This is a genomic window from Faecalitalea cylindroides ATCC 27803 (assembly GCF_000469305.1).
GTDB classification, from domain to species: Bacteria; Bacillota_I; Bacilli_A; order Erysipelotrichales; family Erysipelotrichaceae; genus Faecalitalea; species Faecalitalea cylindroides.
Genome location: NZ_KI270990.1, coordinates 1 through 26,163, shown reverse-complemented (window position 1 = coordinate 26,163; position 26,163 = coordinate 1). Strand labels below are relative to the sequence as shown.

General features: G+C 34.2%; 26 protein-coding genes and 1 riboswitch. Of the genes, 3 read left to right on the top strand and 23 right to left on the bottom strand.

Annotated elements, in window-relative coordinates:
* Positions 1-38: 38 nt before the first annotated feature.
* The 13 genes from HMPREF0367_RS04075 to HMPREF0367_RS10405 all read right to left on the bottom strand — a co-directional run bounded on the left by HMPREF0367_RS04075 (position 39) and on the right by HMPREF0367_RS10405 (position 13,626).
* Positions 39-1,622, bottom strand: coding sequence for an aryl-sulfate sulfotransferase (locus tag HMPREF0367_RS04075; protein ID WP_211237378.1), 1,584 nt, complete (start codon positions 1,620-1,622; stop codon positions 39-41).
* A gap of 126 nt (positions 1,623-1,748) precedes the next feature.
* Positions 1,749-2,501, bottom strand: a complete 753-nt coding sequence (locus HMPREF0367_RS04070) for an N-acetylmannosamine-6-phosphate 2-epimerase (RefSeq protein ID WP_035401438.1) — start codon at positions 2,499-2,501, stop codon at positions 1,749-1,751.
* A 3-nt stretch (positions 2,502-2,504) separates the two neighbouring features.
* The gene (locus tag HMPREF0367_RS04065) at positions 2,505-3,272 is read right to left on the bottom strand and encodes a DeoR/GlpR family DNA-binding transcription regulator (protein WP_015536252.1); all 768 of its coding nucleotides are present in this window, start codon (positions 3,270-3,272) and stop codon (positions 2,505-2,507) included.
* Position 3,273: 1 nt separating this feature from the next.
* Positions 3,274-4,170, bottom strand: coding sequence for a glycyl-radical enzyme activating protein (locus HMPREF0367_RS04060; protein ID WP_035401436.1), 897 nt, complete (start codon positions 4,168-4,170; stop codon positions 3,274-3,276).
* Positions 4,163-6,433: a pyruvate formate lyase family protein gene (locus HMPREF0367_RS04055; RefSeq protein WP_035401434.1), complete on the bottom strand. Its 2,271-nt coding sequence runs from the start codon at positions 6,431-6,433 to the stop codon at positions 4,163-4,165. The genes HMPREF0367_RS04060 and HMPREF0367_RS04055 overlap by 8 nt, the downstream gene beginning before the upstream one ends.
* Positions 6,434-6,551: 118 nt before the next feature.
* Positions 6,552-7,925, bottom strand: coding sequence for an MATE family efflux transporter (locus tag HMPREF0367_RS04050; RefSeq protein ID WP_035401432.1), 1,374 nt, complete (start codon positions 7,923-7,925; stop codon positions 6,552-6,554).
* Positions 7,922-8,368 (bottom strand): MarR family winged helix-turn-helix transcriptional regulator, encoded by a 447-nt coding sequence (locus tag HMPREF0367_RS04045; protein WP_015536257.1) that lies wholly within the window; start codon positions 8,366-8,368, stop codon positions 7,922-7,924. Before HMPREF0367_RS04045 ends, HMPREF0367_RS04050 begins: the two co-directional genes overlap by 4 nt.
* An 85-nt stretch (positions 8,369-8,453) precedes the next feature.
* Positions 8,454-9,416 (bottom strand): immunoglobulin-like domain-containing protein, encoded by a 963-nt coding sequence (locus tag HMPREF0367_RS10005; RefSeq protein WP_051335170.1) that lies wholly within the window; start codon positions 9,414-9,416, stop codon positions 8,454-8,456.
* A 190-nt stretch (positions 9,417-9,606) separates the two neighbouring features.
* The gene (locus HMPREF0367_RS04035) at positions 9,607-10,521 is read right to left on the bottom strand and encodes a nucleotidyltransferase family protein (protein WP_035401429.1); all 915 of its coding nucleotides are present in this window, start codon (positions 10,519-10,521) and stop codon (positions 9,607-9,609) included.
* Positions 10,522-10,534: 13 nt separating this feature from the next.
* The gene (metK, locus tag HMPREF0367_RS04030; RefSeq protein WP_015536259.1) at positions 10,535-11,626 is read right to left on the bottom strand and encodes a methionine adenosyltransferase; all 1,092 of its coding nucleotides are present in this window, start codon (positions 11,624-11,626) and stop codon (positions 10,535-10,537) included.
* Between the two features lie 50 nt (positions 11,627-11,676).
* Positions 11,677-11,790: riboswitch (SAM-I-IV-variant riboswitch) on the bottom strand.
* Positions 11,791-11,845: 55 nt separating this feature from the next.
* The gene (locus HMPREF0367_RS04025; RefSeq protein ID WP_035401427.1) at positions 11,846-12,169 is read right to left on the bottom strand and encodes a hypothetical protein; all 324 of its coding nucleotides are present in this window, start codon (positions 12,167-12,169) and stop codon (positions 11,846-11,848) included.
* A gap of 10 nt (positions 12,170-12,179) precedes the next feature.
* Positions 12,180-12,881, bottom strand: coding sequence for a LytR/AlgR family response regulator transcription factor (locus HMPREF0367_RS04020; RefSeq protein WP_035401425.1), 702 nt, complete (start codon positions 12,879-12,881; stop codon positions 12,180-12,182).
* A gap of 13 nt (positions 12,882-12,894) precedes the next feature.
* Positions 12,895-13,626, bottom strand: a complete 732-nt coding sequence (locus tag HMPREF0367_RS10405; protein WP_148449363.1) for a hypothetical protein — start codon at positions 13,624-13,626, stop codon at positions 12,895-12,897.
* Between the two features lie 738 nt (positions 13,627-14,364).
* Between HMPREF0367_RS10405 and HMPREF0367_RS10000 the strand changes: the two genes are divergently transcribed.
* The 3 genes from HMPREF0367_RS10000 (at position 14,365) to HMPREF0367_RS04000 (ending at position 18,024) form a co-directional block, all read left to right on the top strand.
* Entirely contained in the window at positions 14,365-15,564 is a 1,200-nt protein-coding gene (locus tag HMPREF0367_RS10000) for a serine hydrolase (RefSeq protein ID WP_051335169.1), read from the top strand.
* A gap of 9 nt (positions 15,565-15,573) precedes the next feature.
* Positions 15,574-16,722: a M15 family metallopeptidase gene (locus tag HMPREF0367_RS10205; RefSeq protein WP_081683628.1), complete on the top strand. Its 1,149-nt coding sequence runs from the start codon at positions 15,574-15,576 to the stop codon at positions 16,720-16,722.
* A 90-nt stretch (positions 16,723-16,812) separates the two neighbouring features.
* Entirely contained in the window at positions 16,813-18,024 is a 1,212-nt protein-coding gene (locus HMPREF0367_RS04000; RefSeq protein WP_035401421.1) for a serine hydrolase, read from the top strand.
* Here the strand turns inward: HMPREF0367_RS04000 and HMPREF0367_RS03995 are convergent.
* The 10 genes from HMPREF0367_RS03995 to HMPREF0367_RS03950 all read right to left on the bottom strand — a co-directional run.
* Positions 18,002-19,261: a peptidoglycan bridge formation glycyltransferase FemA/FemB family protein gene (locus HMPREF0367_RS03995; protein ID WP_248660662.1), complete on the bottom strand. Its 1,260-nt coding sequence runs from the start codon at positions 19,259-19,261 to the stop codon at positions 18,002-18,004. The genes HMPREF0367_RS04000 and HMPREF0367_RS03995 overlap by 23 nt on opposite strands.
* Before the next feature lie 194 nt (positions 19,262-19,455).
* Complete coding sequence (locus HMPREF0367_RS03990; protein ID WP_022355790.1) at positions 19,456-20,130, bottom strand: 5'-methylthioadenosine/adenosylhomocysteine nucleosidase; 675 nt, start codon at positions 20,128-20,130, stop codon at positions 19,456-19,458.
* Entirely contained in the window at positions 20,127-20,732 is a 606-nt protein-coding gene (gene udk, locus HMPREF0367_RS03985) for a uridine kinase (protein WP_035401418.1), read from the bottom strand. The genes HMPREF0367_RS03990 and udk overlap by 4 nt, the downstream gene beginning before the upstream one ends.
* Before the next feature lie 9 nt (positions 20,733-20,741).
* Positions 20,742-21,500, bottom strand: a complete 759-nt coding sequence (locus tag HMPREF0367_RS03980; protein WP_316244693.1) for a class I SAM-dependent DNA methyltransferase — start codon at positions 21,498-21,500, stop codon at positions 20,742-20,744.
* On the bottom strand, positions 21,433-21,801 hold the full coding sequence (rsfS, locus tag HMPREF0367_RS03975; RefSeq protein ID WP_035401414.1) for a ribosome silencing factor: 369 nt from the start codon (positions 21,799-21,801) through the stop codon (positions 21,433-21,435). The genes HMPREF0367_RS03980 and rsfS overlap by 68 nt, the downstream gene beginning before the upstream one ends.
* A complete protein-coding gene (gene nadD / locus HMPREF0367_RS03970; protein ID WP_035401412.1) occupies positions 21,773-22,789 on the bottom strand; it encodes a nicotinate (nicotinamide) nucleotide adenylyltransferase in 1,017 nt (338 codons plus the stop codon). Before nadD ends, rsfS begins: the two co-directional genes overlap by 29 nt.
* Positions 22,786-23,076 carry a YhbY family RNA-binding protein gene (locus HMPREF0367_RS03965; RefSeq protein ID WP_022355785.1) on the bottom strand — a complete coding sequence of 97 codons (291 nt, stop codon included), beginning with the start codon at positions 23,074-23,076 and terminating at the stop codon, positions 22,786-22,788. The genes nadD and HMPREF0367_RS03965 overlap by 4 nt, the downstream gene beginning before the upstream one ends.
* On the bottom strand, positions 23,076-24,155 hold the full coding sequence (gene yqeH / locus HMPREF0367_RS03960) for a ribosome biogenesis GTPase YqeH (RefSeq protein WP_035401410.1): 1,080 nt from the start codon (positions 24,153-24,155) through the stop codon (positions 23,076-23,078). The genes HMPREF0367_RS03965 and yqeH overlap by 1 nt, the downstream gene beginning before the upstream one ends.
* Positions 24,148-24,672, bottom strand: a complete 525-nt coding sequence (locus tag HMPREF0367_RS03955) for a YqeG family HAD IIIA-type phosphatase (RefSeq protein WP_015535363.1) — start codon at positions 24,670-24,672, stop codon at positions 24,148-24,150. Before HMPREF0367_RS03955 ends, yqeH begins: the two co-directional genes overlap by 8 nt.
* Before the next feature lies 1 nt (position 24,673).
* Positions 24,674-26,163, bottom strand: a 1,490-nt coding sequence (locus tag HMPREF0367_RS03950) for an NAD(P)/FAD-dependent oxidoreductase (RefSeq protein ID WP_035401408.1), incomplete at its 5' end; no start/stop codon positions are given.

Sequence of the window (26,163 nt, the reverse complement as noted above, 5' to 3'; positions counted from 1 at the left end):
TAAGTTGATAAAAAAGAATCGGCATAAAGCCGATTCTATTAAATATTAAAGTAGAATCCATCAAAATCATAATAGTAAATACGATAAATATATTTCTTGTTCAACATTGATTTATACTGTTTCAAAAGGTTTCCCTGCGCATCATAAATTCCCAGTACACCTTGCATTCCTGAATCTGTGATAATATAGTCATCAACTCTTTGAACACTGCTCACAATTCCTGAATAAGGAATCTCAAAAGATTGTACTAAAGAATATGTTCCTTCATTTTCATCTACTAGATACTGATAAAAGTAAGATACACTATCAATTTCTGTATCTCCTTCTGTAGCTAATTTTGTTTCAATTCCTTCAATCTGTGTCCAATCATAATCGCTGCGTGTTGTACTAACACCATAATTATTATTGAATAGGTATAGGTAATATTGACCATCTTCTAAAGAGTCATCTCTCATATATGTCACGGAATGCTGCCCACCTGTATTGGAGAATTCACTCGTTGGCATTAACAAATAATCCGCATACTCAGTATCGCTCCAGAATGATTCTTCCCCAATCAAATAATCAATACTTGGATTTGTTTCTAGATCATTGATCTTAATGATCGTACTTGTTTCTCTTGAACTTAAAATTACACTTCCATCTTCTAACCATTGAAGCGTATTGATATGCATCCAATCCCAGTCTTCATCTTCATCATGGCTTGTCATATCTTTATATGACCCAAATAAATCTTCAAGATCTAACACTTCGCTGACTTCCCCTGTTTCTACATCTAATAAGACAATTCGATCTTCTACCGTATCGGATTCAGTATCGGATGCCAAGATCAAAATATTTCCATCATTATCAAATACATAATCATGATGCAGTTCATATTGACCTAGATCATATATTTTTACGATTTGACCTAATCCATTCATGGCTACCATCTTACTCTCAGCAACACTAAAATACATCAAATCATCTTGAAACAACAAACGATGACTACGATATCCAAGGATTGGTATTTCTCCACGAATCACACCATCTTCATCATAGTAATACATGAAATCCTGTTCATCACTATCATTCCCCATAAAGGCAAACAATCCATTTCCAATATCTACTGAATCCACCGTACTATTCATTTCTTCAAGTTGAACATCCTCATTTCCTAGAAGAGAGGATGTAGTATACTCATATGTTCGTGTAATTGTATTTCCATCTTCATCTTCTATTGCAAACTCAACTTCATTGAGTGTACCAGGGATCAAACCCAGAACTTGAAATTCGTGTTCTGTTCGATAACTGCCATCTACATTAGCACTAAAATCTTCATAATCTGTTTCCGGCGCCTTTACAGTATAAGATACTTTTGTAGCTTCTTCAGTATTAAAATAAACATAGAGCGATAAAGTATTAGTCTTGAATGGATTATATTCAATCAACATATGATCTTCATCATAATCGTTTAAGGATTTTTTTGATTCCAGTTCGTCAGCAACATTATTTTGATACTCTTCAGTATAAATTGTTTCTATAGAAACATCTTCTTCAGGTAATGACTTCCAATATATGATACCTCCAACTAAGCCAAGCACAATAACAACTGTTGCTATTTTTACAATAATTTTCTTCATCTTTATAAAGGTCCTTTCCTTTCTAATACTACTTCCTCTTCCTTAAATAAACCTTAAAAGGCTATTTATATTACTTATACCTATAGAATACTACAAAAGAAAAAAATGTCAGAAAAAATTCTGACATTAGTGTTTCGCTTTTTCTGCATCACGCCAATTGTTCTGATATCCACTTAACAAATCCACAAAACGTTTTGCGGTAAGATGAGGTCTTGTGATTGCACTTCCTACAACAACGGAATGAGCCCCTAAGAAAATACATTTCATCGCATCTTCAGGTGTATATAAGTGTCCTTCCATCATCACATATGCATCATCTTTAAAATCACGACACATTCTCGCAAACTCTCTTAAATCTGGTCCTTCAATATGCGCTGTTTCTTTTGTGTAACCATATAGAGTAGGGGCTACGATATCCGCACCATTTTCGATTGCGTGTTTAGCTTCATCATAATTTGATACATCCGCAAAAAAGATCGCATCTGGATATTTTTCTTTTGCCTGTTTTAATAAGTCCCACGCAACCGTTTTTTCATGTGTGATCTGGGCTGTACAATCTAGAGCAATGATCTCTGCTCCTGTTTCATAGATTGCGTCGACTTCTTTCATCGTTGGTGTAATAAAAACATCTGTATCATCATGCCAAACTTTCCATAAACCAATTACAGGAAGCTCTGGAACTGCTTTTTTGATAGCACTGATCTGTTCTGGAGAATTCGCACGAATACCAACAGCACCCGCCCATCTTGCCGCTTCTGCCATCTTTACTACAATATCATCGGTATAGATTGGATCGTCTTTTTGCACCTGGCATGATACAATCAAGCCTCCTTTTAAACTTTCTAAAATTGCGGATTTTCTTGCATCTTTTGTTTTCATAGTCTACTCCTTTTCACAAATTACAAAATTTTCTAATGGTTCGATCCCTTCTTTGATCGAATCCGTATACACAGTATGGAAATCATCTAAATTCGCCCAAGTACACATTGCTCTTGTTTCAAACTTAGATGCATCGATCAATAAATCCGTACGTTTACAGCGAGACATGATTTCCTTTTTAACAGCCCCCACCTTAAAATCAAAGACATAAACTTCTTTGGTTTCAAGATCCACGCCGTTTGTCGATAAAAACGCATGGTCAAAATAGAATTGACGAATCATTTCTAAAGTCAAGGAGCCATAACTCATATCGTATGACTTGTTAAATTGACCACCAAGAAGATAAATATCTCCTTTAAAATTTGCGGATAATTTACGAATCAAAAATGTACTGGGAGTTACTAGTGTGATTTTTTTATCCTGCAAATAATCTAATAAATAAACAGGTGTGGTTCCTGAATCAATATAAACACAATCTCCATCACGAATGGATTTAGCTGCTTCTTTACAAATTCTCTGCTTTTGTGCTATATGAAGATTCTCTTTTTCCTGAACAGCCGGTTCATTAAAGCTCGTTAGAGTAATATCAACACTCTTTAAACTGGCTCCTCCTCGTTCTCTTTGAATCAACCCCTGATTTTCTAATTCAATTAAGTCTCTAACAATGCTGGAGCGAGAAACATTAAAATCTTCAATTAATTCTTTGATTGTCACAAAGGATCTCTCCTCTAAAAGATTCATGATCCTTAGCTTTCTTTCTTTTGTTAACATACTAACCTCCCAGTTTGATCTTCAACCCATGTTTTTTGCCGATTTCAACATAGTCTAAAAGTTCACTTTTATCCATCATTTTTAAATCTGAATACATATATTTTTTATGCATCTTGTCCCATTTTGATTTTCCTAAAGAATGATATGGAAGCAAATCCATTTCTTTGACAGGATATTTTGAAACATATTCGATCATGGCACACAGTGTTTTTTGATCAGCATTAAACTTTGGTATAACTGGTGTTCGTATAATAACTTGATCTGGACAAGTATTCATTAAATATGTGATATTCTCCATGATTTGATCATAATCACCACCGGTTACTTTCTGCAGCTTTTCTTTATCGATATGTTTAAAATCTATGAGCCATAAATCAATATACGGCAATGCCCTTTTTATTTTTTCATTGGAATAATTTCCGGTCGTTTCAATTGCTACATGTAGATCATGTTTTTTTAATGTCTTCAACAATTCCATTAATGCATCAAACTGTACAAAGGCTTCTCCTCCAGAAATCGTTACACCACCCTGACTATTCTTATAATAATCAATATCTTTTAAAACGATCTTAACGATTTCTTCAATTTCCATGCTCTTTCCTGAAAATTCAAGCGCTTCAAGCGGACAGTTTTCAACACAAGTATTACAGTGTTGACATGTTTGAGGATTCCATTTAAATTCCGGATCAAAATGAATTGCCATATTTGGACAATTCTTTTGACAGGCAAAGCAACGAACACATTTTTTAGTATCATGCATCAATACAGGATATTCTACCCATGTTTCTGGATTCGCACACCATGGACAATGTAACGAACATCCTTTTAAAAAAATCGTAGTACGAATTCCCGGCCCATCATGGGTCGCAAATCGTTCAATATTCGAAACATTAATCATATAAGGTCCTACTTAACAATTCTTCTTGAACATCTTTTGTTAAATTGACAAACACAGCACTATATCCCGCAACTCGAACGATCAGATCCGGATAATTTTCCGGATGTTTTTGCGCATCTTCCAATACGCCATGATCGACAACAGTTACCATCAATTGACATCCGCCTTTATCAAAATATGTTTTAAATAAAAGCTTTACTTTTTCTTTATCTTCATGCATCATGCGTGGAGTAAACTTGATATTTTGAACACTGCCGCCATGATATTTCGCATCAAATCGAGCCAAAGAATTCAATACAGCCGTTGGCCCACTCTTTGCCGCTCCACCTTGAGGGTTGTTTGCCGGGTTCATATACATACCTTTTAATCTTCCATCCAAACTTGCATCTGTTTGATGTCCCCAGTCAGTATTGGTCTGGTTATTTGAGATTACGATCAAATAATAACCCATGCCTTCATCAATACCACGTTGACGAATATTTTTTGCGACATATTCATATAAATCATTAGCCATTCCATCAACATCTTCAATATCATTGCCATATTTAGGCAAAGCCAGAATTTCTTTACGAAGCTTTTCATAGCCGACATAATTATGCAATGCCGCTTCATTCAACTCTTTTAGAGTATACTTTTTCTGATCGTATACCAATGTTTTGATCGCATAAAGGGCATCGCTGGCATTAATGTTTCCATATGTTTCATTGGTACCACCAAGAATTTCAACACCACCATCTAATAATGCCTTTTGTCTAGCTAGACAATCATCCATTAAAATAGATGTAAATAAGAAGCTGACTTCCTGATTCATAATTTCATAACTGTGTTTTTGTGCATATACACTTAAATCAAAGTAATAATCCAGTAAAGCTTTATATTGATCATAGAATTTATCAAATGTATCAAAGGATTCAATTGGATCTACTTTAACTGGACCAGCCTTATAAACATGATCCATTGGATCATATCCTTCATTTAATGCAAGCTGCATGATCTTAACCAAGTTCAATAATGTATTAGGAGTACCAACACTTTTCCCCTGAATGACAAACTCACCGCATCCAAATGGGATATATTGTTCAGCAATTTTTTCATCTACTCTCATACCATACATGACAGCCGGTACATTCACTTCATCATTATATAAAGTTGGATAAGTTGCCCCAGATGCAATACATTCATAAGCCATATCCATGATGTAATCTGGAGTTGTATGATCAAAACGAAGTGTAAATTGTGGTTCAACATACCGAGTATCCTTACATACTCTTAAGGCAATCTTACAGAATAGATCGGCAGCTTCTACATTTTCTCTACCCTTACCACCTACAATGATACGACCATTTACCGTCGTTCTTCGATTTTCGATCATAGTCCATAACGATTTAACATAACGATAAGCTTCATCTTCATCAATCAAACCGGTATCGATATCATGTTTTAGATATGGGCCTAAGACAATATCCATACGACCATAATTGATGCATCCTGCACATAGAGCATATAGCCAGAATAATTGTAGAGCCTGATGGAAGGTAGCTGGCTTATGATCCAAAATATAAACTAAGTCTTCTTTCATAAGGTGAAGATCCTTTAATCTTTGTACATCCTGTGTCTTTTCAATGGCATCTTTTACCAATTCAATTTGTCTGCGAATGACATCTTTGAAAAGATACATCGTTTTTAGACAGGCTTCCATAAATGTATTGGATTCATTTTTCTCGATCAAATCAATCAATCCATTTACACCTAACCTCACTAGCTTTTTATAATCCAACATCATCCCGCTCAATCTGGCAGTCGCCATAAATGGATACTTACAATCAATAAACCGCCCTGTTGTTGTATCATTCAATACATCTTGACAGTAAATTGATTTTACATCATTATCCTGCCAATAATCATACAAAACATCCACTCTTTTTTTTAATTCTTCATCTTCTAAAGTATCTTTAAACGCTCTTAATTTATGAAATACACAATAATGACCAACACCGCCAATACTAGTTACACTACCAAATCCAATAGGCAAAAAATCAAGTCTTCCAGCAATCAAATCATTTTCTTCTATGCTTCTGAACAATCGCGGAAAAATTGTTTTAAGACAATTTAATTCACGAACCGCTTTATCTTCATCTTTTGATTCCTGGTGGGCCTTTGTATAAGCTTCCATGATTTCCAACTGTTCCAAAGGTGTTTTTTCACATGGAATTTTAATGGAAACTTCCACATTTTGAGCACCATCAATATTAATTCTAGCCATAAGATCCACCCTCTTTTCTTGTCATCTTCAATATAGCACCTAAGCAGCACAAAATCAATCATATTTATTCATTTTTATCCATTTTCGTTCATATTTGTTCAAAAAAAGAACCAGGTAATTATCCCTGATTCTTAGTTCTAATCATTTTTTTCAAACTTATATAAAACAGTGTCGCCGTTGTGACAGATGCAATCGTATCTGCAATTGGTTCTGCTAAAAATACTGCAAACACCTTATCCGTTAAAATCATTGGCAAAATATAAATCAAAGGAATCAAGACAATCAGTTTCCTGAAAATTGCCAAAAATGCACTTGTTTTTGAATTTCCAAAGGCAATAAACGTTTGTTGACAAGCAACTTGTATTCCCATCATTGGGATTGCGAACAAATAAATTCGCAAAGCCCATGATGTAATTTCAACTAAATCTGGATCAGATGTAAAAATCATCGCAAATAAAGAAGGAACAAACATTGCCAATAACCACAACGCTAAAGCATAGATAAAGCAAGCCATTAACTGTAATTTAAAGGCACTCTTTACACGATCAAGCTTTTCTGCCCCATAATTATAACTAATAATTGGTTGTCCACCCTGTGTCATTCCCTGCAAAGGTAACATTGCAAACTGCATAACACTAGAAAGAATAGTCATAGCTCCAACAGCAAGGTCTCCACCATAAGCCAATAAAGAAGAATTAAAGCACAACACTAAAACGCTCTCTGTTGACTGCATAATGAATGGAGCTACACCTAAGCCGATACACGGAACAAGGATATCCTTTTCGATTTTCATACAGTCTTTTCTTAGACGGAGTACTGTTTTCTTTGATAATAAGAACTGAAAAGCCCAAATTGCACTAATTGTCTGTGAAATAATTGTCGCCCATGCCGCTCCATTCACTCCCATGTTAAACACGAAAATAAAGATTGGATCTAAAACAATATTAGTAACCGCACCAATAAGAACCGTCAGCATACTTATCTTTGAGAAGCCCTGTGCCGAGATAAATGCATTTAGTCCAAGTGTTACCATGACAGAAATCGTTCCAATTGCATAAATACAAATATAGCTTCTTGCATAACCAATCGTATTTTCGCTGGCTCCAAACAAATATAACAATGGTTCATTAAAAATTAACACAATGATCGTTATTATCAAAGCAACGATCACTAAAGAAATAAAGCAGTTCCCCAATATCTTTTCAGCTGTTTTATTATCTTTTTTCCCCATAAAAATACTTGCGCGTGGTGCTCCTCCAACACCAAACAAATACGCTGTTGCACTGATAATCATAATAATTGGAAAACAAACCCCAACTCCCGTCAATGCCGCTGATCCTATTTCAGGAATATGTCCAATATACATACGATCAACCACATTATATAAAGCGTTGATAACCTGAGACAGAATAGCCGGTAAAGCTAAGATCCAGAATAGTTTCTTAACAGATTCTTTACCTAAATCCACTTCATTTGACATTGTTAACTTCATACATTCCTTCCTCCTTTTGATTCAAAACACTCGATAATCTTTGATATCGTGCTCTCCATCTGAATAATCTCTTCTTCTGAAATATCTTTTAAAATCCGATCATTAATTTTTCTAACTTCATTTGTGATTTTTATAGTTATAGTTTTCGATGCTGGAGTTAATACAATTCTTTGAACTCTACGATCTTTATCGTCCTGTACACATTGAATCAATCCTTTTTTCACTAAACCATCAATACTTCGACTCACCAATCCTTTAGATACCTGTAAAAAATAAACGAGCTGCGAACTTGTCGTGACTGAAGGGTTATTGGATAGTAAGATCAATATTGAAATCTCATTAGGTGTAAGATTTTCCTTTTCTAGCTTATTTTGTAATTCATTAGCATAAAAGCGTCGAATCTTAGCAAATGATGACAGCAAATTTTCCACATTCTTTTTCATAACGCCTCCATTAGTTTACTTGTAAACTAAAAGATAGTTTAGTCTTCTATAGTACAAAAGTCAATAAAAAAAGCGCATCGTGCGCTTATTTTGTTACATGCACATAGGCAATAAACGGTCTGTCACATTCAACTGTTGAAATGACAGTTTGATTTCCTAACCATCCACCATGCACAGCCTGGCCATTTCCAATATAGATTGCTACATGACCACTGTATACGATGATATCTCCAGGCACTGGATTATCTGTAACAGTCCCCAAAGATAAGTAAGCAGCCGGTGATCCATGGAAATTAATTCCTACAGCCTTCAAAGAATTTGTTACCAACATCGTACAATCTTGATAAACACCTAATTGAGCCAATGCAGCAGAAGCAATCTTGTCATAAAAATTTTCTTCAACATTGACAGTCACTATTTTTGTTGTTGTGTTTCCACTTTTATCTGTAGCGGTTGCTTCCACTTGATAGGACCCGATTGTGTTGTAATCAACATCTCCATTTAAAGATACTTCAACTGTTTCATCTTTATCATCACTTGCGCTGATCTGACTTGCTAGATCTAAGCTAACTCCCTGATCAGTCACAAATGATTCTTCTGTTTCGATCGTTGGAGCAACTACGTCTTTAACATCTACAATTACTGTTTTTGTAGAAGTCTCTGGAGTTGTACTGACTTGTTGAGCAGTAACCGGTAATTCAATCGGCAATGGATTTTTGCCGGCTTTCTTTGTTAAAGTCAAAGAAACATTCTGCAAGCCTGTCTTATCCAAATTGATTCCCTTAGCCTCAATCATGTAATCATCGGATTCCATCTCAACACTTGACTTTGTCGTGTTTGTTACTTTTAATCCGGTTAATTCTTCATCAAAAGAATTATGAACAATTTCCATCAGTGATTCTTCATCTTGATAAGCCGCTTCTGTTAATGAAATCGGCAATTTAACCTCAGCATCACTTTTTGTACTTGCAAAAACAGCAGTATTTCCCGCTGTAAAACTCAAAAATAATCCGGTAGCGAGAACAGTTTTAGTGATTTTTTTTATCATATAATTTCTTGCCTCCTGGTACTTTTTTCTGTTTCTTTGTGTATTTTTCAAAACACACAGTTAAGAAACTTACAATAATCTTCTAAAAAAGTCCAGTATTTTTGACAATTTCACACATTATAAACCCGTTATCGTTTACATTTTTATGGAAATAGCATAAAAAAGAGCTTGTCTTAACCAAGCTCTTCTATTAATCATTCCAAAGATTTTCTGGATAAACACCTTTTTCAATCAATTCTTTGAATGAATTTTGTACGGCTTCTTTATCTTCTTTGTATGTTACACCAAACCAGCGATCATTTGTTTCCAAAATCTTAACTTGCACACTCTTTTCTTCTAACATACCATTTACGATAATTGGTAATAAGTACTCTTTTTTCATTGGATCATCATCGATATTTGATAAGAATTCTTTAAAGCCCTGTTCTAAATAATCAATGAAATCTGGATAAGCTGCCCACATATTCATTGATACAAGATCTTCTGGTTTTACCCAAGCTTCTACTTCAGGATCATCACATAAGATCTTGCCATTTTCTTCTTTGATTCCTTTTGTCTCAATAACGGTTTTCAACAATCCGTTTTCGCCTTTACAAATACCACGAGTAACTGTTCCATTTTCACTTAAAGTATTTTTCAAGACAAAACCAGCCATACCCATAGTATATTTCGCATCAAGCTTTTCATTAGAAACTAAAAAGTCATGTAGTTTCTTGTATGCTTCTTTTCCATAATAATCATCTGCATTGATGACAACAAAAGGATCTTTAACTACTTCTTTAGCACATAAAACTGCCTGCCCTGTCCCCCATGGTTTTGTACGTCCTTCTGGTACAGAAAAACCTTCTGGAACATCATTGATATCTTGGAAAACATACTCAACATCAATGTGTTTTTGAATACGATCTCCAATTACGCTCTTGAATTCTTCTTCAATGTCTTTTCGAATGATAAATACGACCTTGTTAAAGCCGGCTTCCTTGGCATCATAAATAGAGTAATCCATGATAATTTCTCCATTTGGTCCCATTTTGGCAAGCTGTTTGATACCTTCTCCAAAACGAGAACCAATGCCTGCTGCCATGATTACTAATGTAGTGTTCATACTTCTTTCCTTCCTAGAATTTTAACTCTTTTATCTTCTCCCATGAGAACTGTGGATCCCCAAAATGACCATAGCAACTTGTCTTACGGTAGATTGGTTTTCTTAGATCAAGTTCTTTCAAGATATTATCAACATTGAAATCAAAGTTGTTTTCGATGATTTCAAGAATCTTTTCGTCTTCAAACTTTCCTGTTCCAAATGTGTCTACACAAAGCGAAATCGGTTCTTTTTTACCAATCGCATAAGATACCTGTACTTCTGCTCGACGCGCTAATTTGTTTGCTACGATACTTTTAGCTACATAGCGGCAATAATAAGCTGCACTACGATCTACTTTCGTTGGATCTTTACTAGAGAAGCATCCCCCTCCAATACGTCCGCGTCCACCATATGTATCACATACAATTTTACGTCCTGTTGTTCCAGAATCCCCAAAAGATCCACCTACAACAAAGCTTCCACTTGGATTGATAAAGTATTTTGTATTTTCATCCAATAAATTCTCATTGATGCATGGTTTAATGACATCATTCATGATGATTTCTTTGATTTCTTCTTGTGAAACATCCGCTGCATGTTGCGTAGAAACAACGATCGTATCAATACGTTTGATTTCATCGTTTTCATATTCAACAGATACCTGTGTTTTTCCGTCTGGTTTTAATTTAGGATTGTTTCTTCTTACTTTTGTCAACTGCATAGCTAACTTATGCGCATAGTAAATTGGCAAAGGCATATATTCCTTGCTTTCATCACATGCATAACCAAACATGATTCCCTGATCACCTGCGCAAACATCATCACGGTTTACCGCATTGTGAATTTCAGGACTTTGTTGGTTTACAACAACATGAACATGATATTCTTCTTCGTATCCAATCTTTTTGATCGTTGCCAACGCAATCGCTGCATAATCAATATCTGCTTTTGTATTCGCTTCTCCATAAATCAACACAAAATCATCTTTGATCGTACATTCAACCGCCATGTTTGAATATGGATCCTGTTCAAGGGCTGCATCCAGAATTGCATCCGCAATCTGATCACATACCTTATCTGGATGTCCTTCTGTAACGCTCTCACTAGTGAAAATATAGTTTTTCATTTTTTCCTCCTTACACATATCATATCATAAAAAAAACATACTCTAAGAAGTATGTTGTAATTATTTATACTTCTTATCGTTGTTAGCGGGACCACCTTAATTTTAAAATCAGGTTGGTGTGGGATCTTTGAGCTAACTCTCTAACCCATCTCTTGATAATGTGCACTGATATTAAATCATTTTTTATATATGGTTTCAAGTAAAACAATGATCTTTTGATCATTCTTTTGGCTTTTCATTTAGATTGGAAATATCTCGTATCAAAGCAGCAGCTTTTTTAAGATCTCTATCTGCCATAAACCAACAAAGCCAAAGCGTAATTCCAACCCAAAATATGGTATAAAAATTAATATTTAGTTTAACGGCAGCCAAAACACAAGCGACAATACCTAAGGCCAAGGTAAGCACCTTAAGCACTAGAGCATAAAAAGCTTTTAATACAATCTCAAAAAGATCTTCAAATGTATATTTTTCAATAAATTCTCGATTTGAACACATTGCATCATAGATGCCTTGACAAAAATCTCGGATGATCTCTTTCATATATACAATTTTATAACATTCGTTGAATATTTTCTAACCACTTTTCTTCAAACTGTTTGCGATAAAATCTTGAAACTGGAACTTTTTGTTTATTCACTAAAATAATATCGTTTTTTACGATTGTATCTACATAGTTTAAATTCACCAATATACTTTTATAGCATCTCGCAAAATATTCTTTGGATAATTTTTCTTCCCAATAATATAAAGGATATGGAGTTTTTAATTTCTTCCCATTATCAAATACCAAATATGAATTTTTATCAAAAAAATCAATATACATAATATCATTCAAACGAATTCGATAACGCGAAATCTTTTCATCATAGATGGTTGTGTTTTCTGCATAATATTCACGAAATACCGGTGCCATTTCACTATCAAATAGTTCCTGACTAATTGGTTTCAATAAATATCGATCCGCCTTTACCTTATACCCATCAATTAAATACTTTGTATAATTTGATGTAATAATAATATGACAATTCTTATGTTTCTTACGAATTTTTAATCCAAGATCAATTCCATTTTCTGAACCCAATTCTATATCCATAAACAAAAAATCATAAACACATGCCTGATCCAATAACATTTTTGATGAAACACATTCATCTAGTTCATATTTGTATTTATGTTCTGATAAAAAATTATTTATCCTTGTTTTTAGTATTTCTCTATCATGTTTATCATCTTCATACAGTAATACCTTCATATCAAATCCCTCACTACAACAACAATAGGATCATTTCTTTATCCTCTTCAACTTTCCTATTATAGCGCATTGAATATTTTTTGATCATATCTTTTAATATGTTCTCAACCATATCTTCTTTATCTTGGTTTGGAGAAATCATTTGTATTGCGATATTCGAATTTATTTCTTTAAGTACAATTCGAATCTGCCGATCGTTTACATCAAACTGTTTACAATTATCCAATGCGTGATTTAATAAAATTTCATATAATTCAATCTGATCAGATAATTCCATGTCTTTTAAATCACACAAAATCGTAGTCATGATAGATACATTTAATTCTTGTATTTTATCGTTCTTTTGTTGAAGAACCGTATTTAAAGCAAGTGAATTTGAATAAATCATATTAAATTCTTTTCCAGCTTCCTCTCCCATCTTTTTAGCAAGAGCCGCTATATTATCCATATCTTTTGTTTCAACAAAATAATTCAAATCATTACATTCATGAAGAAAACGATGTAAATAATTAAAACTATGTGTGTAATGTTGATTCACCAGTTGTACTTTTTCTTCCAAATATTCTTGTTTACTCTTAATCATGGTTAACTCAGAATCCAAATGTATTGCCTTTATAGAATATGTATAGAAATACAACATGATAAAATTAGAGAATATCAATCCTAACATTGAAAATGTTACAACTTGGTGATTTTTTACCAATTCAAAATAATCTGGAATTGCCAGCACTAATATAAAAGTCATCAGCGGTGCGCATAATAGTAACCATTTAGACTTTGGATAATTATCATTCTTTAAAATTTCTAGCATTTTCGAGAAAAAAATACTATAAATCAAAAAGAACGATATACCTAATAACAAAGCAAAAAAATAGGATAGAGAATTTATATTAGACGAATCAAAAAAATGCATCAAATTATTAGCATTAATAAACATTACACTCCATTCTGATGTCGCAATTAAAAGTACCGAAAAAATTGAAGTTATTACAGCAATCAGAAAGTCAATGTCAAACGCGATTAATATAAACAAAAAATACAACGCCATACATACCATTCTTACTAAATACGTCTGTTTTTGAATAGTAAAAAAGCCTAAAATAATCCCAAAGAGAACTGCTTCAACTATTGAAGTCTTTTTTGACTTTCTTAAGCGAAATCCTCTACCTAAAACGAATAAAATAATCAATAAATATGAACAACAAGTAAAATAAATCCCAACCATAAGCTCACTCTCAAACGCCTGAATTATAACAAGTATTATAATTTATTTAAAGTAAATATAACTTGCCATACTTTTTCCTCCTCAAGTTTCTAGGAACAATGACCGGTCTATTATTTCCACTCTCATAGTAACTCGACTATGATTGACAAATGTCTAAACAAATTCCAGTTATGCCATTTTTTTAACCTCTTATTCTTTTTTATACTATGCATTTAAAAAAAAGCTTATTATATAAGTAAAGATAAAGTTGGTGATACAGTGAGAAAGAAGAAAAGAATTATAATAATCATTTTGTCTCTTTGTATTTTCGTTTTTCTTGTTTCTTTTAAAATTGCTTCTTCTAAATCTGGATTTGTTCCAAAAAACATATTTAAGCGAAATCAGATTGTTTATAGGACAAAAGAAGGTGATCTACTTTATGGATTACATACCATAGGAAGACAAACATACTATTTCGATAAAGAAACTGGAGTCATGCAGATTGGATTTATTGATATAGATGACAATACCTACTATTTCAAAGAAGATGGCACCATGGTAAAAGGATTATATCGAATTGAAGATGATTTTTACTATTTTGATGAAGATGGAAAACAAATTAAGAATCAATTTAAGAAAGTTTCCATGAACGAAAACGACCAGATATCATATTTTGACAAGGATGGAAAAATGGCAACAAATCAATACAAAGAAAAAATATTCAATGAAGACGGACAATTATTAATCGATGAAGATACACTTTTAAAGCAGGCTCAAGCGATCATTAATAAATACGGAGGAAATGTCGGCTTGTATTTTAAAGATTTAAGGACACAACAAGAGATTTCCATCAATGATAATACATTCTATCCATGCTCGATCATCAAGGTTTGCGTTTTAGTCACAGTCTATAACTATATAGATCAAGGTTTATTAGAGTATGATTCCTGTCAGACTTATCTAGAAAACATGATCATTCACAGTGATAATACATCTTATAATGCCCTAATATCCATGCTAGGAAATGGAAACGGAATCAAAGGATTACAAGTCGTAAATACATATATGATGCAATTAGGCTTGCAGAACACGCAGCTTCATCATAGTTTATCACCCGGTGATATCTATTTTAGTGACAATGGATCAAACATGAGCTGCCCCAGCGATATTGGCTTATTATTTGACTTGCTGTATCAAGGAAAGATTATCTCAAAAGCTGCATGTGATCAAATGCTCAATCTTTTAAAACAATGTTCAGATCAAAGAGCCATTTGGCAAGGATTACCAAATACTGTAGAATTCGCGCATAAATCGGGATGGGCTTATGATTTATATCTAGATGGTGGTATCGTGTACATTCCTGATAAAGATTATATTCTTGTATTATTCACCGATCAGATTTCAAATAAAACAGATTTTTTTAAAGAAATATCTAGTTTATTTTACACATATGAAACAAATTTATTTACTTTAGAATAGAGGGATATTATGAAGAAAAACACTAAAATTTATATTGGTGCAGGCACAGCTAGTTGTATAGTTCTCATTGCTTTGGCAATCTATTTTTCCATGCCTTCCTTAAAACAAACATCTTATACAATGGAATATGGAAAGTCCATAAATATTAATACAAAAGAATTGTTTAATTCATCTTTCATTGAACCAAGTAACATTCGCATTGATACTTCCAAGATTAAAAATGAACCCGATAAAGATTATCCGGCTGTAGGAACTTACAAAGTCGCTTTATCCTATCACGCTTTGATTGATCATTCAAAATCATTAACAATCAAAGTAAAAGATACAACAAAGCCCAAAATAACTGCTTCTTCAGATCCTATAGATGTAGCTCTCAATGATAGCAGTTATGATTTTTCTAAGCATTTTACTGTAGAAGATCTAAGTGAATGTACTTTAAGCTTTGATACACAAGAAGTTGATTTTACTACACCTGGATCCTATATTGGTAAAATCAAGGCCACAGATAAATACAATAATTCTACTTCAAAAGAATTCAATATAGTTATTCAAAATGAAGAAAATCAAAATGATACTTCTTCTAGTCAAAATAATTCAACCGAACAAAATCAAAATAATCCTTCAACACCTCAAACTACCATTGAGCCATACTATGTAAACGGCATTCTTATCGTGAATAAGAAACATCCTTTACCTGCAAACTATGGATCTCAAGAAGATCCAACGGCTTTATCTCAACTTCAAAAAATGATTGCCGACATGCAAAGTCTTGGGCTTTCAATCAGCAATTCCTACAGTGGATATCGTAGTTATCAATATCAAAGTTCTCTTTATCAAAATTATGTTAACTCATACGGTCAGGCAAGCGCTGATACATTTTCAGCAAGACCTGGATATTCTGAACATCAAACCGGGTTGGCTTTTGATTTGATACAACCAAATGGTGCTCTGTTGGAAAGTCCTAATGAAGCTCAATGGGTAGCTCAAAATGCTCATAAATATGGATTTATCGTTCGTTATCAAAGTGGTAAAGAAAGCATAACAGGCTATATGGCCGAACCTTGGCATGTACGATATGTAGGTGATGAGGCAGTAAATATATACCAGTCTGGTCTAACACTTGAAGAATATCTACATGTAGAGGGTGGTGACTATTAAACCTGTTAAGCGCAAAACAAGACCTCTCATCTCAATTTTAGACGCAATAATAAAAAAATATAGTAATATATATTTAAAGAGGTCTCTTTCATGTTGCGAAAAAAGTTTTTACATTTAGATTTCATTGGGAAAATTTATTTATCTGTCGGAATTTTTTCAATTATAGTCCTTGTCTTTTGTATCTGGTTATCCAATCAAAGAGGGTTTGTGCAAATTCTACCTTTTTCAGATGCCATCATGGTTTATGTGGATCAAAACGGACACTTATATCATGGAAACCTTGAAATTGATGGTAAAGAATATCATTTCAATGAAGACTCCGGGTTTATGACAAGGGGATTTGTGACACATAAAACAAATACATATTATTATGATCAAAAAGGTCATAAACTATATGGTTTTCAAACCATTAATGATCATACATACTATTTTGATACAAATGGAAAAATGGCAAAAGATACTTATGTAGCATTTTCAAAAGATGGACAACTGCATCTAGATTATTACGATAAAAACGGAGAAAAGACCAAACAAGAAGTAGATTTTGACATTGAAGGAATCCAGTCGCAAGTACAAAAAGTTTTATCAAAATATGATGGTGATATTTCTGTATATTTTAAAGATCTACGCACCGAGCAATCCTTTTATATCAATCCTAAAAATATGTATCCTTGCTGCATGATCAAAGTACCTGCCCTAATTAAGATCTTTCAAGAAATCGAGAATGGTAATATAGATCATGCTGCTCATGCCAACGAAATCGAGCAGATGATCACCATTAGCAGCAATACAGCATACAATAATTTAGCTGCTCTACTTGGTGGCGGCAATGGAATCTTTGGCCTTTATCAAATCAATCAGATGTGCATTGAACTAGGCTTAGAAAACACAGAACTTCACCATGGACTTCTTCCTGGTGAAAACTTCTTTACTGATGGAGGTGCCAACACATCCAATCCAAAAGACATTGGTATTCTTTTTGAAAAACTATATAAAAAAGAAATCATATCCGACAAAGCCTGCCAAGACATGATTTCCATCTTAAAAGCTTGTGAAGACCGTGACGAGATCCAAGCTGGTTTAGATAAAGGCATTGAATTCGCCCATAAAACAGGCGCAGCCGATCTGTTATATCACGATGGAGGAATTGTTTATCTTCCTGGAAGAGACTATATTCTTGTTATCTTCTCTAATGAAGTCAGTCGAATGTATGACATGATGCAGGAAGTCTCCAAGACTATCCTTAATTACCAAAAATCCCTTACTGGATCTAAAGATATTATTTACGTACAAGATGCTTGATTCTTCTTAGATCTTCATAAACTGTATATGTTCTTTTTCGATCTATATATTCAAAATTTCCTATAAGTTCGATAACATCTGCATCAAAACCCTTTTTAAAAAGATATACTCCATATTCTTCATCTTCAGGTGAAAAAATTCCACTAATGCCATAAAAATTATAGCGCTTGATATGATGCTCAATACCATATTTGATCATATACCACTGCAAAGCATAGGCTGCTTTAAAATGTTTAAACGTATCATTAGACCCACTAAATAAATATACAATTTCACGATCAGTAATAACATACATGGCAGCTGCTAAATCAATTTTATCGCCATACTCTTCTCTAAGTTTTTTAGCTTCATCAATTCGTTTCAAAGCCGCTGTGATTTTGTTCTCACAATTCTTTAATTTTGAACGATTCTTTTTGGAATCTGTTTCCTCAATCAGCTTGTATATATGTTCTTTTTCTTTTATAAGTTCTTCATAATTCTTTTTGTAACGCTCATAGTAATCTTTTGTATCCAAATATACACAATATGCCTGCATATTTTCATGAAAACTTGTCATAAAATCGGTATAGTACGAAAGATCTGGATTTAGAAAATGACGCCGCTTGCCAGTTGTGGAAACCATATCATGCAAGCGATATAGCTCCGATTTATTTAGACGGTCTATTTTTAGGCCGGTTTTTTGTGTGTTGACAATATTTTGTCGAGTCTTTGAATCACATTTTTTTAAAATATCCTCTTCATCTTTGCCTTCCAATGGCAGTATAGACATCCAACGCGGTTCATAATTATTATCCGACCCATTACGAAATCCTTGATGAATAAAACCATGTTTTTCAAACAAATCTATCAAGTCATCTCTTCTATAGCCTTCTATGGCATTCCCATCTTTATCATGAGGCTGATATTCACAATATGGATCGATCTTCATATATAAACAATTATGCGCATGAAGATATATTTTTAACTCATTTAAAAATGCATCCATTAAATCAAGATCGTCATAGTCAATCAAAAAACCACGTAACGACTCAAAAAGAGCATACTTACCCATAACATTTTTAGAAATTAATACTGTAGCTGCACGAATCACATCCTCATCATAAAAGCCTAAATAATGAATGCTCCATCCATGAGAAGACTCAAAATGAGCCATTGAAACTGATTGCCAAAAACATTTTTGTTCAAAATTCTCATAAAAATTACTAAATTCCTCCTCGGAGATATTCTTTAAAATCATGATCATCGCCTTACTTTCTAACGCGTACTATCATAGTCAACTGATTTTGATGTATCAAGAACATAAGAATAAGTGGTCAGTTTTTAAGAATAACAGGATACTTTCTGACACAAATTGTCAGATTCTCTTATGAACTTATACTTTACGATCATATCAACAATCCCCTAAATTAATCTGAAAAAAAAAAAGATCCCTCAGGATCTCATCATCTCTTTGATCAAAGTTGCAGCTTGTTTCGATGCAATTTGAGCATATGTTGTAAACTCCATTGGATTATCATGATGATCTACGACATCACTTAAAGAGCGAACGATCAACACGGGAACATTGAAAACATGAGCAATCTGCCCTATAGCTCCACCTTCCATCTCTGAACAAGCTGAATCGGCAAATTTTGTCATTAATCTATCATAGTCTTCTTTTCTTGCCATAAATATATCCTGTGAGGCTATTGTTCCAACATGATAGGTGATTTTTGCCTTTTTGGCAGCTTCGATACACGTTTCCTTAAGTTTTTCATCCGCTTCAAACACAAGCCCAATACCATCATCCCCATCAATAGGAGAGGTATCATAGTCTGCCTGAACTATTTTATCTGAAATCACAATATCCAATACATTTTGATCTTCCTTCAAACCACCGGCAACACCAACGTTAATCAAAGCAGACAGTTTTTCTTTTGTACATAACAAAGTAGCACTCATACTCGCAAGGCACTTTCCTACGCCACATTTGCATAAAACGACTTCTTTATTTTCAATTGTACCATAGGTAAAATTCATTCCCTGATACAATTCTTCTTTTTTTATTTCCATGATATTTTTGATAGCTTCTACTTCTGTATCCATGGCTGCTAAAATTCCAATCATACTTCCTCCTGTAAAACTGACTCTATTTTTGTCCTGATTAACTCAAGAGCCATTTTATTCATCCCACCATTTATAATGATATCCGCATATTTTCTTGTAGGCTCAACATATTTTTCATGCATAGGTCTCACAGTTTTTAAATATTGATCGCATATATTTTCAAGAGTTCTACCTCGTTTTTTCGTATCACGAAGAATCCGCCGTAAAATTCTTTCATCACTTGTCGCATCTACATAAACTTTTATATCTATCAAGTTCCTTAATGCTTCGCTTTCTAATATAAGGATACCCTCTAAAATAATGATCTTTTTAGGAAAAATCATTTCACTGCCTTTTCGATCATGAGTCGAAAAATCATATAGTGGTTTTTCAATCGGTTGACCATCTTTTAATTGTTTTACATGTTCCACCAACAAATTCGTTTCCAATGCATCTGGATGATCATAATTAATATGCTTTTTTTCTTCAAAACTCAAATTTGAATGATCTTTATAATAATCATCATGACGGATGATCAAAACATCCTCTTTAAACATTTCTTTTATAGCGTTGGTAAAAGTTGTCTTTCCTGAACCACTGCCTCCAGCTATTCCTATAATCATATATATCCCTTATTTCTTTTGGCAAATATAAAAATACTTTTCGCCTTCCTGAATTCCTTCAAGATCAAAATCTGTTTTAACGGAAAGAATATTAAAGTGTTTTGATAATTCTTTTTCTAACCAGACTGGATCATATACCCTTTGAATATGATGTTCTTGAACAATATGTCCTTCCTGAAAATAAAACGCAAAATCCTGATAGATCAGATCATCTTCACTCATGATCGACCATTGATAATCGCAGTCTTCAAAAGAGCCTGTTTCATTAAACTCATCTTCAAACTCTTCCAGGCGATCCAGTGAATGAGTATCAAAGAAAAAATATCCTTGATCTTTTAAATGGTCAGAGACCTCTTTAAAAAATTTAGAAACCTCTTCTTTTTCAAGCAGGTAATTAAAACTGTCACAAAGACAAAAGATTGCACTAAACTTAGAAAAATTAGATAAGTCTTTCATATCCTGACAATAAAATTGAATCTTATTATCCGTATCTTTTTGTTTTGCCTGTTCGATCATTTCATCAGAAAGATCAAGGGCAGAAACATCAAAACCATCCTGTACCAGCATTTCGGTAATTTCTCCGCTGCCACAGGCCAGTTCAAGCACATCGCAGGGACTGCATTTGGATTCAATCCAATCCACCCACATTCTGGATGCCTCTTCATCTTTTACTAAGGCATCATAATATTGCGCTAATGTATCATAAATCATATTCAATGACTGGAACATCTCGATACAAACGATCCAGCTGATACACCTGCCTTTCATCCTTGACAAACAGCTGTACAACAATTTCTTTTAGATCGATCAAAAGCCATTTTGAATCGGCATTTCCTTCGATACGAATCGTACCATCAAATCCATTCTCCTTTAAACGATCCTTAATATTCTGCGCTATTGCATTGTTTTGACGAATATTGGTCGTACTTACAACAATCATGCTATCCATAAATGGAGTCAAACTACGTGTATCATATTCTTTAATATCAAACCCTTTTTTCTCGCTAATTGCCTTTAATACGATTTCTTTAAATTCCACTTTACTTTCCTTTCTGAAGATATCGTTCATTATCTTCTTTTACTTTTAAAAAGCCCTTATATAAATCTTGCTTACAAAGCTGGATACCTTTACTGGTATCATAGTCTCTTAACGGATCTAATTTGTCTGCACAGAAAACCGCCATTGCGTATGGATCTGTACTTGTTCCAAGCACATGATGATAAATAGCGTTTTTGATGCGCCAGTCTTTGATATAAAAGATGCGATCTACAACTTCTGCCCCTACAAAACCGTGCCATACTGGAGGAGCATATTTTTCATTTTCTGGGCAGATAGCCTTGATCCAGCATAACATTCGATCTTTAGGCATTGCCTTGCATACATCGTGAAATAACCCAATATAATACGCTACATTGACATCCAAACCATTATTTCGGGCAAATTCTTCACAAAGGTTGGCAACAGATAGTGAATGCCTATAACGATGTTCAGGTACACGGCTGGCTACAAATTCTTTAACATATAACCTATTCGCATATATGTAATCTAAAACCTTCGATGGTAAATAATTCAATTTATTTCCCATACGAATCTCAGAACTAGAGACCGGCATGCATTCCATATGTAATCTTTTAATATCATAAGATGTCTTTGTCAACATATGGTCTCGATCAAAACAAACAAACTGAGCCATCTTGACGAGTTTTTCTGGGTCTTTCCAGCGATTAAACTGTTCAAGTTGATCATTGCCTATGATCCAATAGAATTCATGTTTATATCGTTTCTTTAATTCTCTTAATGTATCGATTGTATAACTTTTCTCTTCACGCTCTAACTCCAGTGTACAAAGTTTGAAATTGGCATATGGTTCAATCGCAAGCTTGATCATAGACACACGATCTTCAACGCTTGTTAATTCACGATCTTTTAGTGGCGTGATCTTCGTAGGCATGAACCAGACTTCGTCCACCTTCAATTGTTTGATTGACTCCAGTCCCATATGGATATGGCCATAATGAATTGGATCAAAAGACCCTCCTATGATCGCAATTCTCATTTTTTAAGCCCCAGCTTGTTTTCTTTAGAGCGACGATATAATACAAATGTATGTCCTACAATGTGTACGATCTCACTATGAGTATTGCTGGCACACTCAATAGCCGCTTCTCTTGTATCAATTGGACATGTCTGTAACAGATTGCATTTGACAAGCTCGTGAGCTTCTAAAGAATCACTGATTGTTTTGATCAAATTATAGCTGATTCCATCTTTACCAATTTGGAAAAGAGGTCTATATGACATGCTTAATTTTCGTAAATATTTTTTATCTTTATTATTTAACATTAGATCATCGCCTTTCTGAATGTAACATTGATGCCTTTATGAACACGGACATAAACATCTTGAATCTGTCCACTTATACAAAACCATCCAAGTCCATGGATCACGACATCCAATTTTTCATTTGTTACTTTTGGTGCCTGGAATGTATGCATTGTCAACATAGAAGTATCTAGACAAGGAACCAGCATTTCATTTAAATGTTTGTTCCAAAGATTATCCGCATTTTCCAACTTTCCTCTATGAATCGATAAAGAGCGTGAGAAATAACCAACTACACTAGCTTTTCCTTTTACTACGATATCCAGCCTTGCAAGCCCAGCTGCTGCAAAAGACTGATCTTCATAAATCTGAGAAACAAATGGCTTAATTGGTTTGGTTGGAATCACCATTTTTAAATCTTTTGAATTTAAAAAAGTCAATACACTATGATGATTTTCAATTCCCGGCGTATCATAAATCGTATATCCCTCTTGTTCAATTGGCACAAGGTCCAATGTTGTACCAGGATGTCTAGATGTCGTTAGATCTTCCATAGCCAGCAGTTGATTTAAGATGGTTGATTTTCCTGCATTGGCAACCCCCATAAAGACAATATCTCTTCCTTTACGATACATTTGTATCTTGGAATAGATTTCATCAATGCAGGCCTTTGACTGTTCATTATGCTTTAAAAGATATCCACAAATCACGATATCTTTTACTTTGATTCCTTCTTCATCTAAGCGACGATTGACAAATTCAAGAATCTTTTTATCACTTAATGTTTTAGGTAGAACATCACGTTTAGTTAAGACAAGAACAATTTCATCAGTATCCAATTTTTGATTCAAACGAGAAATCATGTTCGATTCAAACGCAAAAAGATCGACCACCCAAAAGATTACTCCTTTGACTTTGGCAATCTTATCCAGCGTTTGATTGGATTCAATTTTCTGTGCCATGGAAATAGTTACGTCTCCATAATGACGAATTCGAAAACATCTTTCACAATACGATGCATCCAGTGTAGGAACATACCCAATTGCATCTTTATCGTCGTTTTGCAGCTTTGCGCCACATCCTTTACAATATTTAGTCATCGAATTCACCTCTCTTAAAATCTCCTTTATGCTCTAACACTTTATATACAATATTTTCAAAGAAACGATTGATCTTCGTAACTCCTCTATCTTTCACTGCGATTGGCGCAGTCAATATCGTATAAAGTCCAGCAAGATTTCCACCTAATATATCTGTAAACATCTGATCACCAATAATGGCAACCTGATTAGCTTTTAAATTATGTTTTTTCATTGCTTGAATAAAGTTCTTCGGTAATGGTTTCATGGAAAAATAATAAGTTGTGGACACATTTAGATCCTTGGAAAACCGTGTTGCCCTCTCCTTGGTTGCATTTGAACAAAGAGCCACTTCAATTCCAGAACTTTTTACGCGATCAATAAACGCAATAACAGAAGGACTTGGATGTTTTTCATCATAAGAAACCAATGTATTATCAATATCGCATAATAACAGCTTGATCCCCTGTTGTTTTAAACGCTCGATCGACATATGTTCAAAACTGGAAACATAGTATTTTGGTTTTAATAAAGCCATCTCATCCCTCCGTTTTCTGCTTCATTGTATCATGTTTTTGGTATCGGCAAATAATACTTTCTGCGCATTTTATTCCATCAATAGCACTTGTCATAATGCCACCAGCATATCCAGCACCTTCACCTCCAGGATAGATCCCTTGAATGTTAGATTGAAGATCATGATCACGAATGATCCGAACACTAGAACTGCTTCTTGATTCAACAGCACTTAATAAAGCTCCTTCGCTGACAAAGCCTGGAACACGTTTTTCAAAAGCAAGCAAGGCTTCATGTAACGCCTGATTGATTGCTGGATCAAACAATTCATTTAAATCGACAAATTGATATCCCAAGGCATAAGTTGGTTTTACATCATCCAAACGAACCGAAACCTTATTCTCTAAATAATCTTTTGCCAATTGCAAACAAACCTTGTAATCACCAGCCATATGATACGCTTTTATTTCCAAGTCTTCCTGATACTGTAATCCCGCAAAAAGCTCATTTCCATAGTCTTCTTCATTGACCTGTACTAGTAAAGCACTGTTTGCATTTTCTCCACTCCTTGATGCATAACTCATTCCATTGACCACAAGCTTTTCTTTAGAACTGCTGGAAGGAATAACATACCCACCCGGACACATGCAGAATGTATAGACACCTTTATTATTAGAAGCTGTATGTGTTAACTGATATCTAGCTGGAATCAATCTAGGATCTGTAGCATAGTCTTTCAACATAGCACGATTGATATATTCTTGTTTATGTTCAATACGTACGCCGATCGCATACGGTTTATTTTCCATCATAACTCCGTTTTGATGTAACATTCGAATCGTATCGGTTGCGCTATGCCCAATTGTTAAGATCATATTTTCACAGGGGATCCATGTATCGTTGATCTTAATTTCTGCCAGTTTATTTTGTTTTGTCTTTATATCTTTTAAACACGTATCAAAATAAAATGTTCCACCAAGATCAATGATCTTCTTACGACAATTCTCAATGATCTTTAAAAAGGCATCCGTTCCAATATGTGGATGAGCATCGATTAGGATATCTTCTTTAGCGCCAAAATCCACCAATTCTTCTAAAACTTTTCGTGCTCTTGAATCTTTAGAACGCGTCGTTAATTTCCCATCTGAAAAAGCCCCGGCACCACCTTCTCCAAACTGAACATTGCATTCTGGATCCAACTTTCCTGTTTGCCAAAAAGTATCTACTTTTTCTTTGCGAAGAGAAACCATACTGCCACGCTCAACTACAATAGGTTGATATCCTGCTTCAGCCAGGATCAATGATGCAAACATACCAGCTGGTCCAAATCCTACGACAACTGGTCTTGTATTCATTATCCGAGTGCCACTGGAAACAAAATGATATGTTTCATCTGGACAGGGTTGAACATCTTTGTGTTTTAAAACTTTTTTTTCGTTTTTTAGTGAACAGTCTATAACATAAGAAAACAAGACCTTTTGGTGGCGGGCATCCACACTTCTGCGGTGTATTG

Excerpts from the sequence above, each read along its gene's own strand:
- HMPREF0367_RS04025 (WP_035401427.1), bottom strand. The coding sequence starts at position 12,169 with ATGAAAGAGATCATCCGAGATTTTTGTCAAGGCATCTATGATGCAATG.
- HMPREF0367_RS04000 (WP_035401421.1), top strand. The coding sequence starts at position 16,813 with ATGTTGCGAAAAAAGTTTTTACATTTAGATTTCATTGGGAAAATTTAT.
- udk (WP_035401418.1), bottom strand. The coding sequence starts at position 20,732 with ATGATTATAGGAATAGCTGGAGGCAGTGGTTCAGGAAAGACAACTTTT.
- HMPREF0367_RS04020 (WP_035401425.1), bottom strand. The coding sequence starts at position 12,881 with ATGAAGGTATTACTGTATGAAGATGATAAACATGATAGAGAAATACTA.
- HMPREF0367_RS04045 (WP_015536257.1), bottom strand. The coding sequence starts at position 8,368 with ATGAAAAAGAATGTGGAAAATTTGCTGTCATCATTTGCTAAGATTCGA.
- HMPREF0367_RS04035 (WP_035401429.1), bottom strand. The coding sequence starts at position 10,521 with ATGAACACTACATTAGTAATCATGGCAGCAGGCATTGGTTCTCGTTTT.
- HMPREF0367_RS03965 (WP_022355785.1), bottom strand. The coding sequence starts at position 23,076 with ATGTTAAATAATAAAGATAAAAAATATTTACGAAAATTAAGCATGTCA.
- yqeH (WP_035401410.1), bottom strand. The coding sequence starts at position 24,155 with ATGACTAAATATTGTAAAGGATGTGGCGCAAAGCTGCAAAACGACGAT.
- HMPREF0367_RS03990 (WP_022355790.1), bottom strand. The coding sequence starts at position 20,130 with ATGATTGGAATTTTAGCAGCCATGGATACAGAAGTAGAAGCTATCAAA.
- HMPREF0367_RS04050 (WP_035401432.1), bottom strand. The coding sequence starts at position 7,925 with ATGAAGTTAACAATGTCAAATGAAGTGGATTTAGGTAAAGAATCTGTT.
- HMPREF0367_RS04060 (WP_035401436.1), bottom strand. The coding sequence starts at position 4,170 with ATGATTAATGTTTCGAATATTGAACGATTTGCGACCCATGATGGGCCG.
- HMPREF0367_RS03995 (WP_248660662.1), bottom strand. The coding sequence starts at position 19,261 with ATGATTTTAAAGAATATCTCCGAGGAGGAATTTAGTAATTTTTATGAG.
- HMPREF0367_RS04075 (WP_211237378.1), bottom strand. The coding sequence starts at position 1,622 with ATGAAGAAAATTATTGTAAAAATAGCAACAGTTGTTATTGTGCTTGGC.
- HMPREF0367_RS04070 (WP_035401438.1), bottom strand. The coding sequence starts at position 2,501 with ATGAAAACAAAAGATGCAAGAAAATCCGCAATTTTAGAAAGTTTAAAA.
- metK (WP_015536259.1), bottom strand. The coding sequence starts at position 11,626 with ATGAAAAACTATATTTTCACTAGTGAGAGCGTTACAGAAGGACATCCA.
- HMPREF0367_RS04065 (WP_015536252.1), bottom strand. The coding sequence starts at position 3,272 with ATGTTAACAAAAGAAAGAAAGCTAAGGATCATGAATCTTTTAGAGGAG.
- rsfS (WP_035401414.1), bottom strand. The coding sequence starts at position 21,801 with ATGAACGATATCTTCAGAAAGGAAAGTAAAGTGGAATTTAAAGAAATC.
- HMPREF0367_RS10405 (WP_148449363.1), bottom strand. The coding sequence starts at position 13,626 with ATGACTTTTATATTAGTGCTGGCAATTCCAGATTATTTTGAATTGGTA.
- HMPREF0367_RS03955 (WP_015535363.1), bottom strand. The coding sequence starts at position 24,672 with ATGGCTTTATTAAAACCAAAATACTATGTTTCCAGTTTTGAACATATG.
- nadD (WP_035401412.1), bottom strand. The coding sequence starts at position 22,789 with ATGAGAATTGCGATCATAGGAGGGTCTTTTGATCCAATTCATTATGGC.
- HMPREF0367_RS10205 (WP_081683628.1), top strand. The coding sequence starts at position 15,574 with ATGAAGAAAAACACTAAAATTTATATTGGTGCAGGCACAGCTAGTTGT.
- HMPREF0367_RS04055 (WP_035401434.1), bottom strand. The coding sequence starts at position 6,433 with ATGGCTAGAATTAATATTGATGGTGCTCAAAATGTGGAAGTTTCCATT.
- HMPREF0367_RS10005 (WP_051335170.1), bottom strand. The coding sequence starts at position 9,416 with ATGATAAAAAAAATCACTAAAACTGTTCTCGCTACCGGATTATTTTTG.
- HMPREF0367_RS03980 (WP_316244693.1), bottom strand. The coding sequence starts at position 21,500 with ATGAAAGGCAGGTGTATCAGCTGGATCGTTTGTATCGAGATGTTCCAG.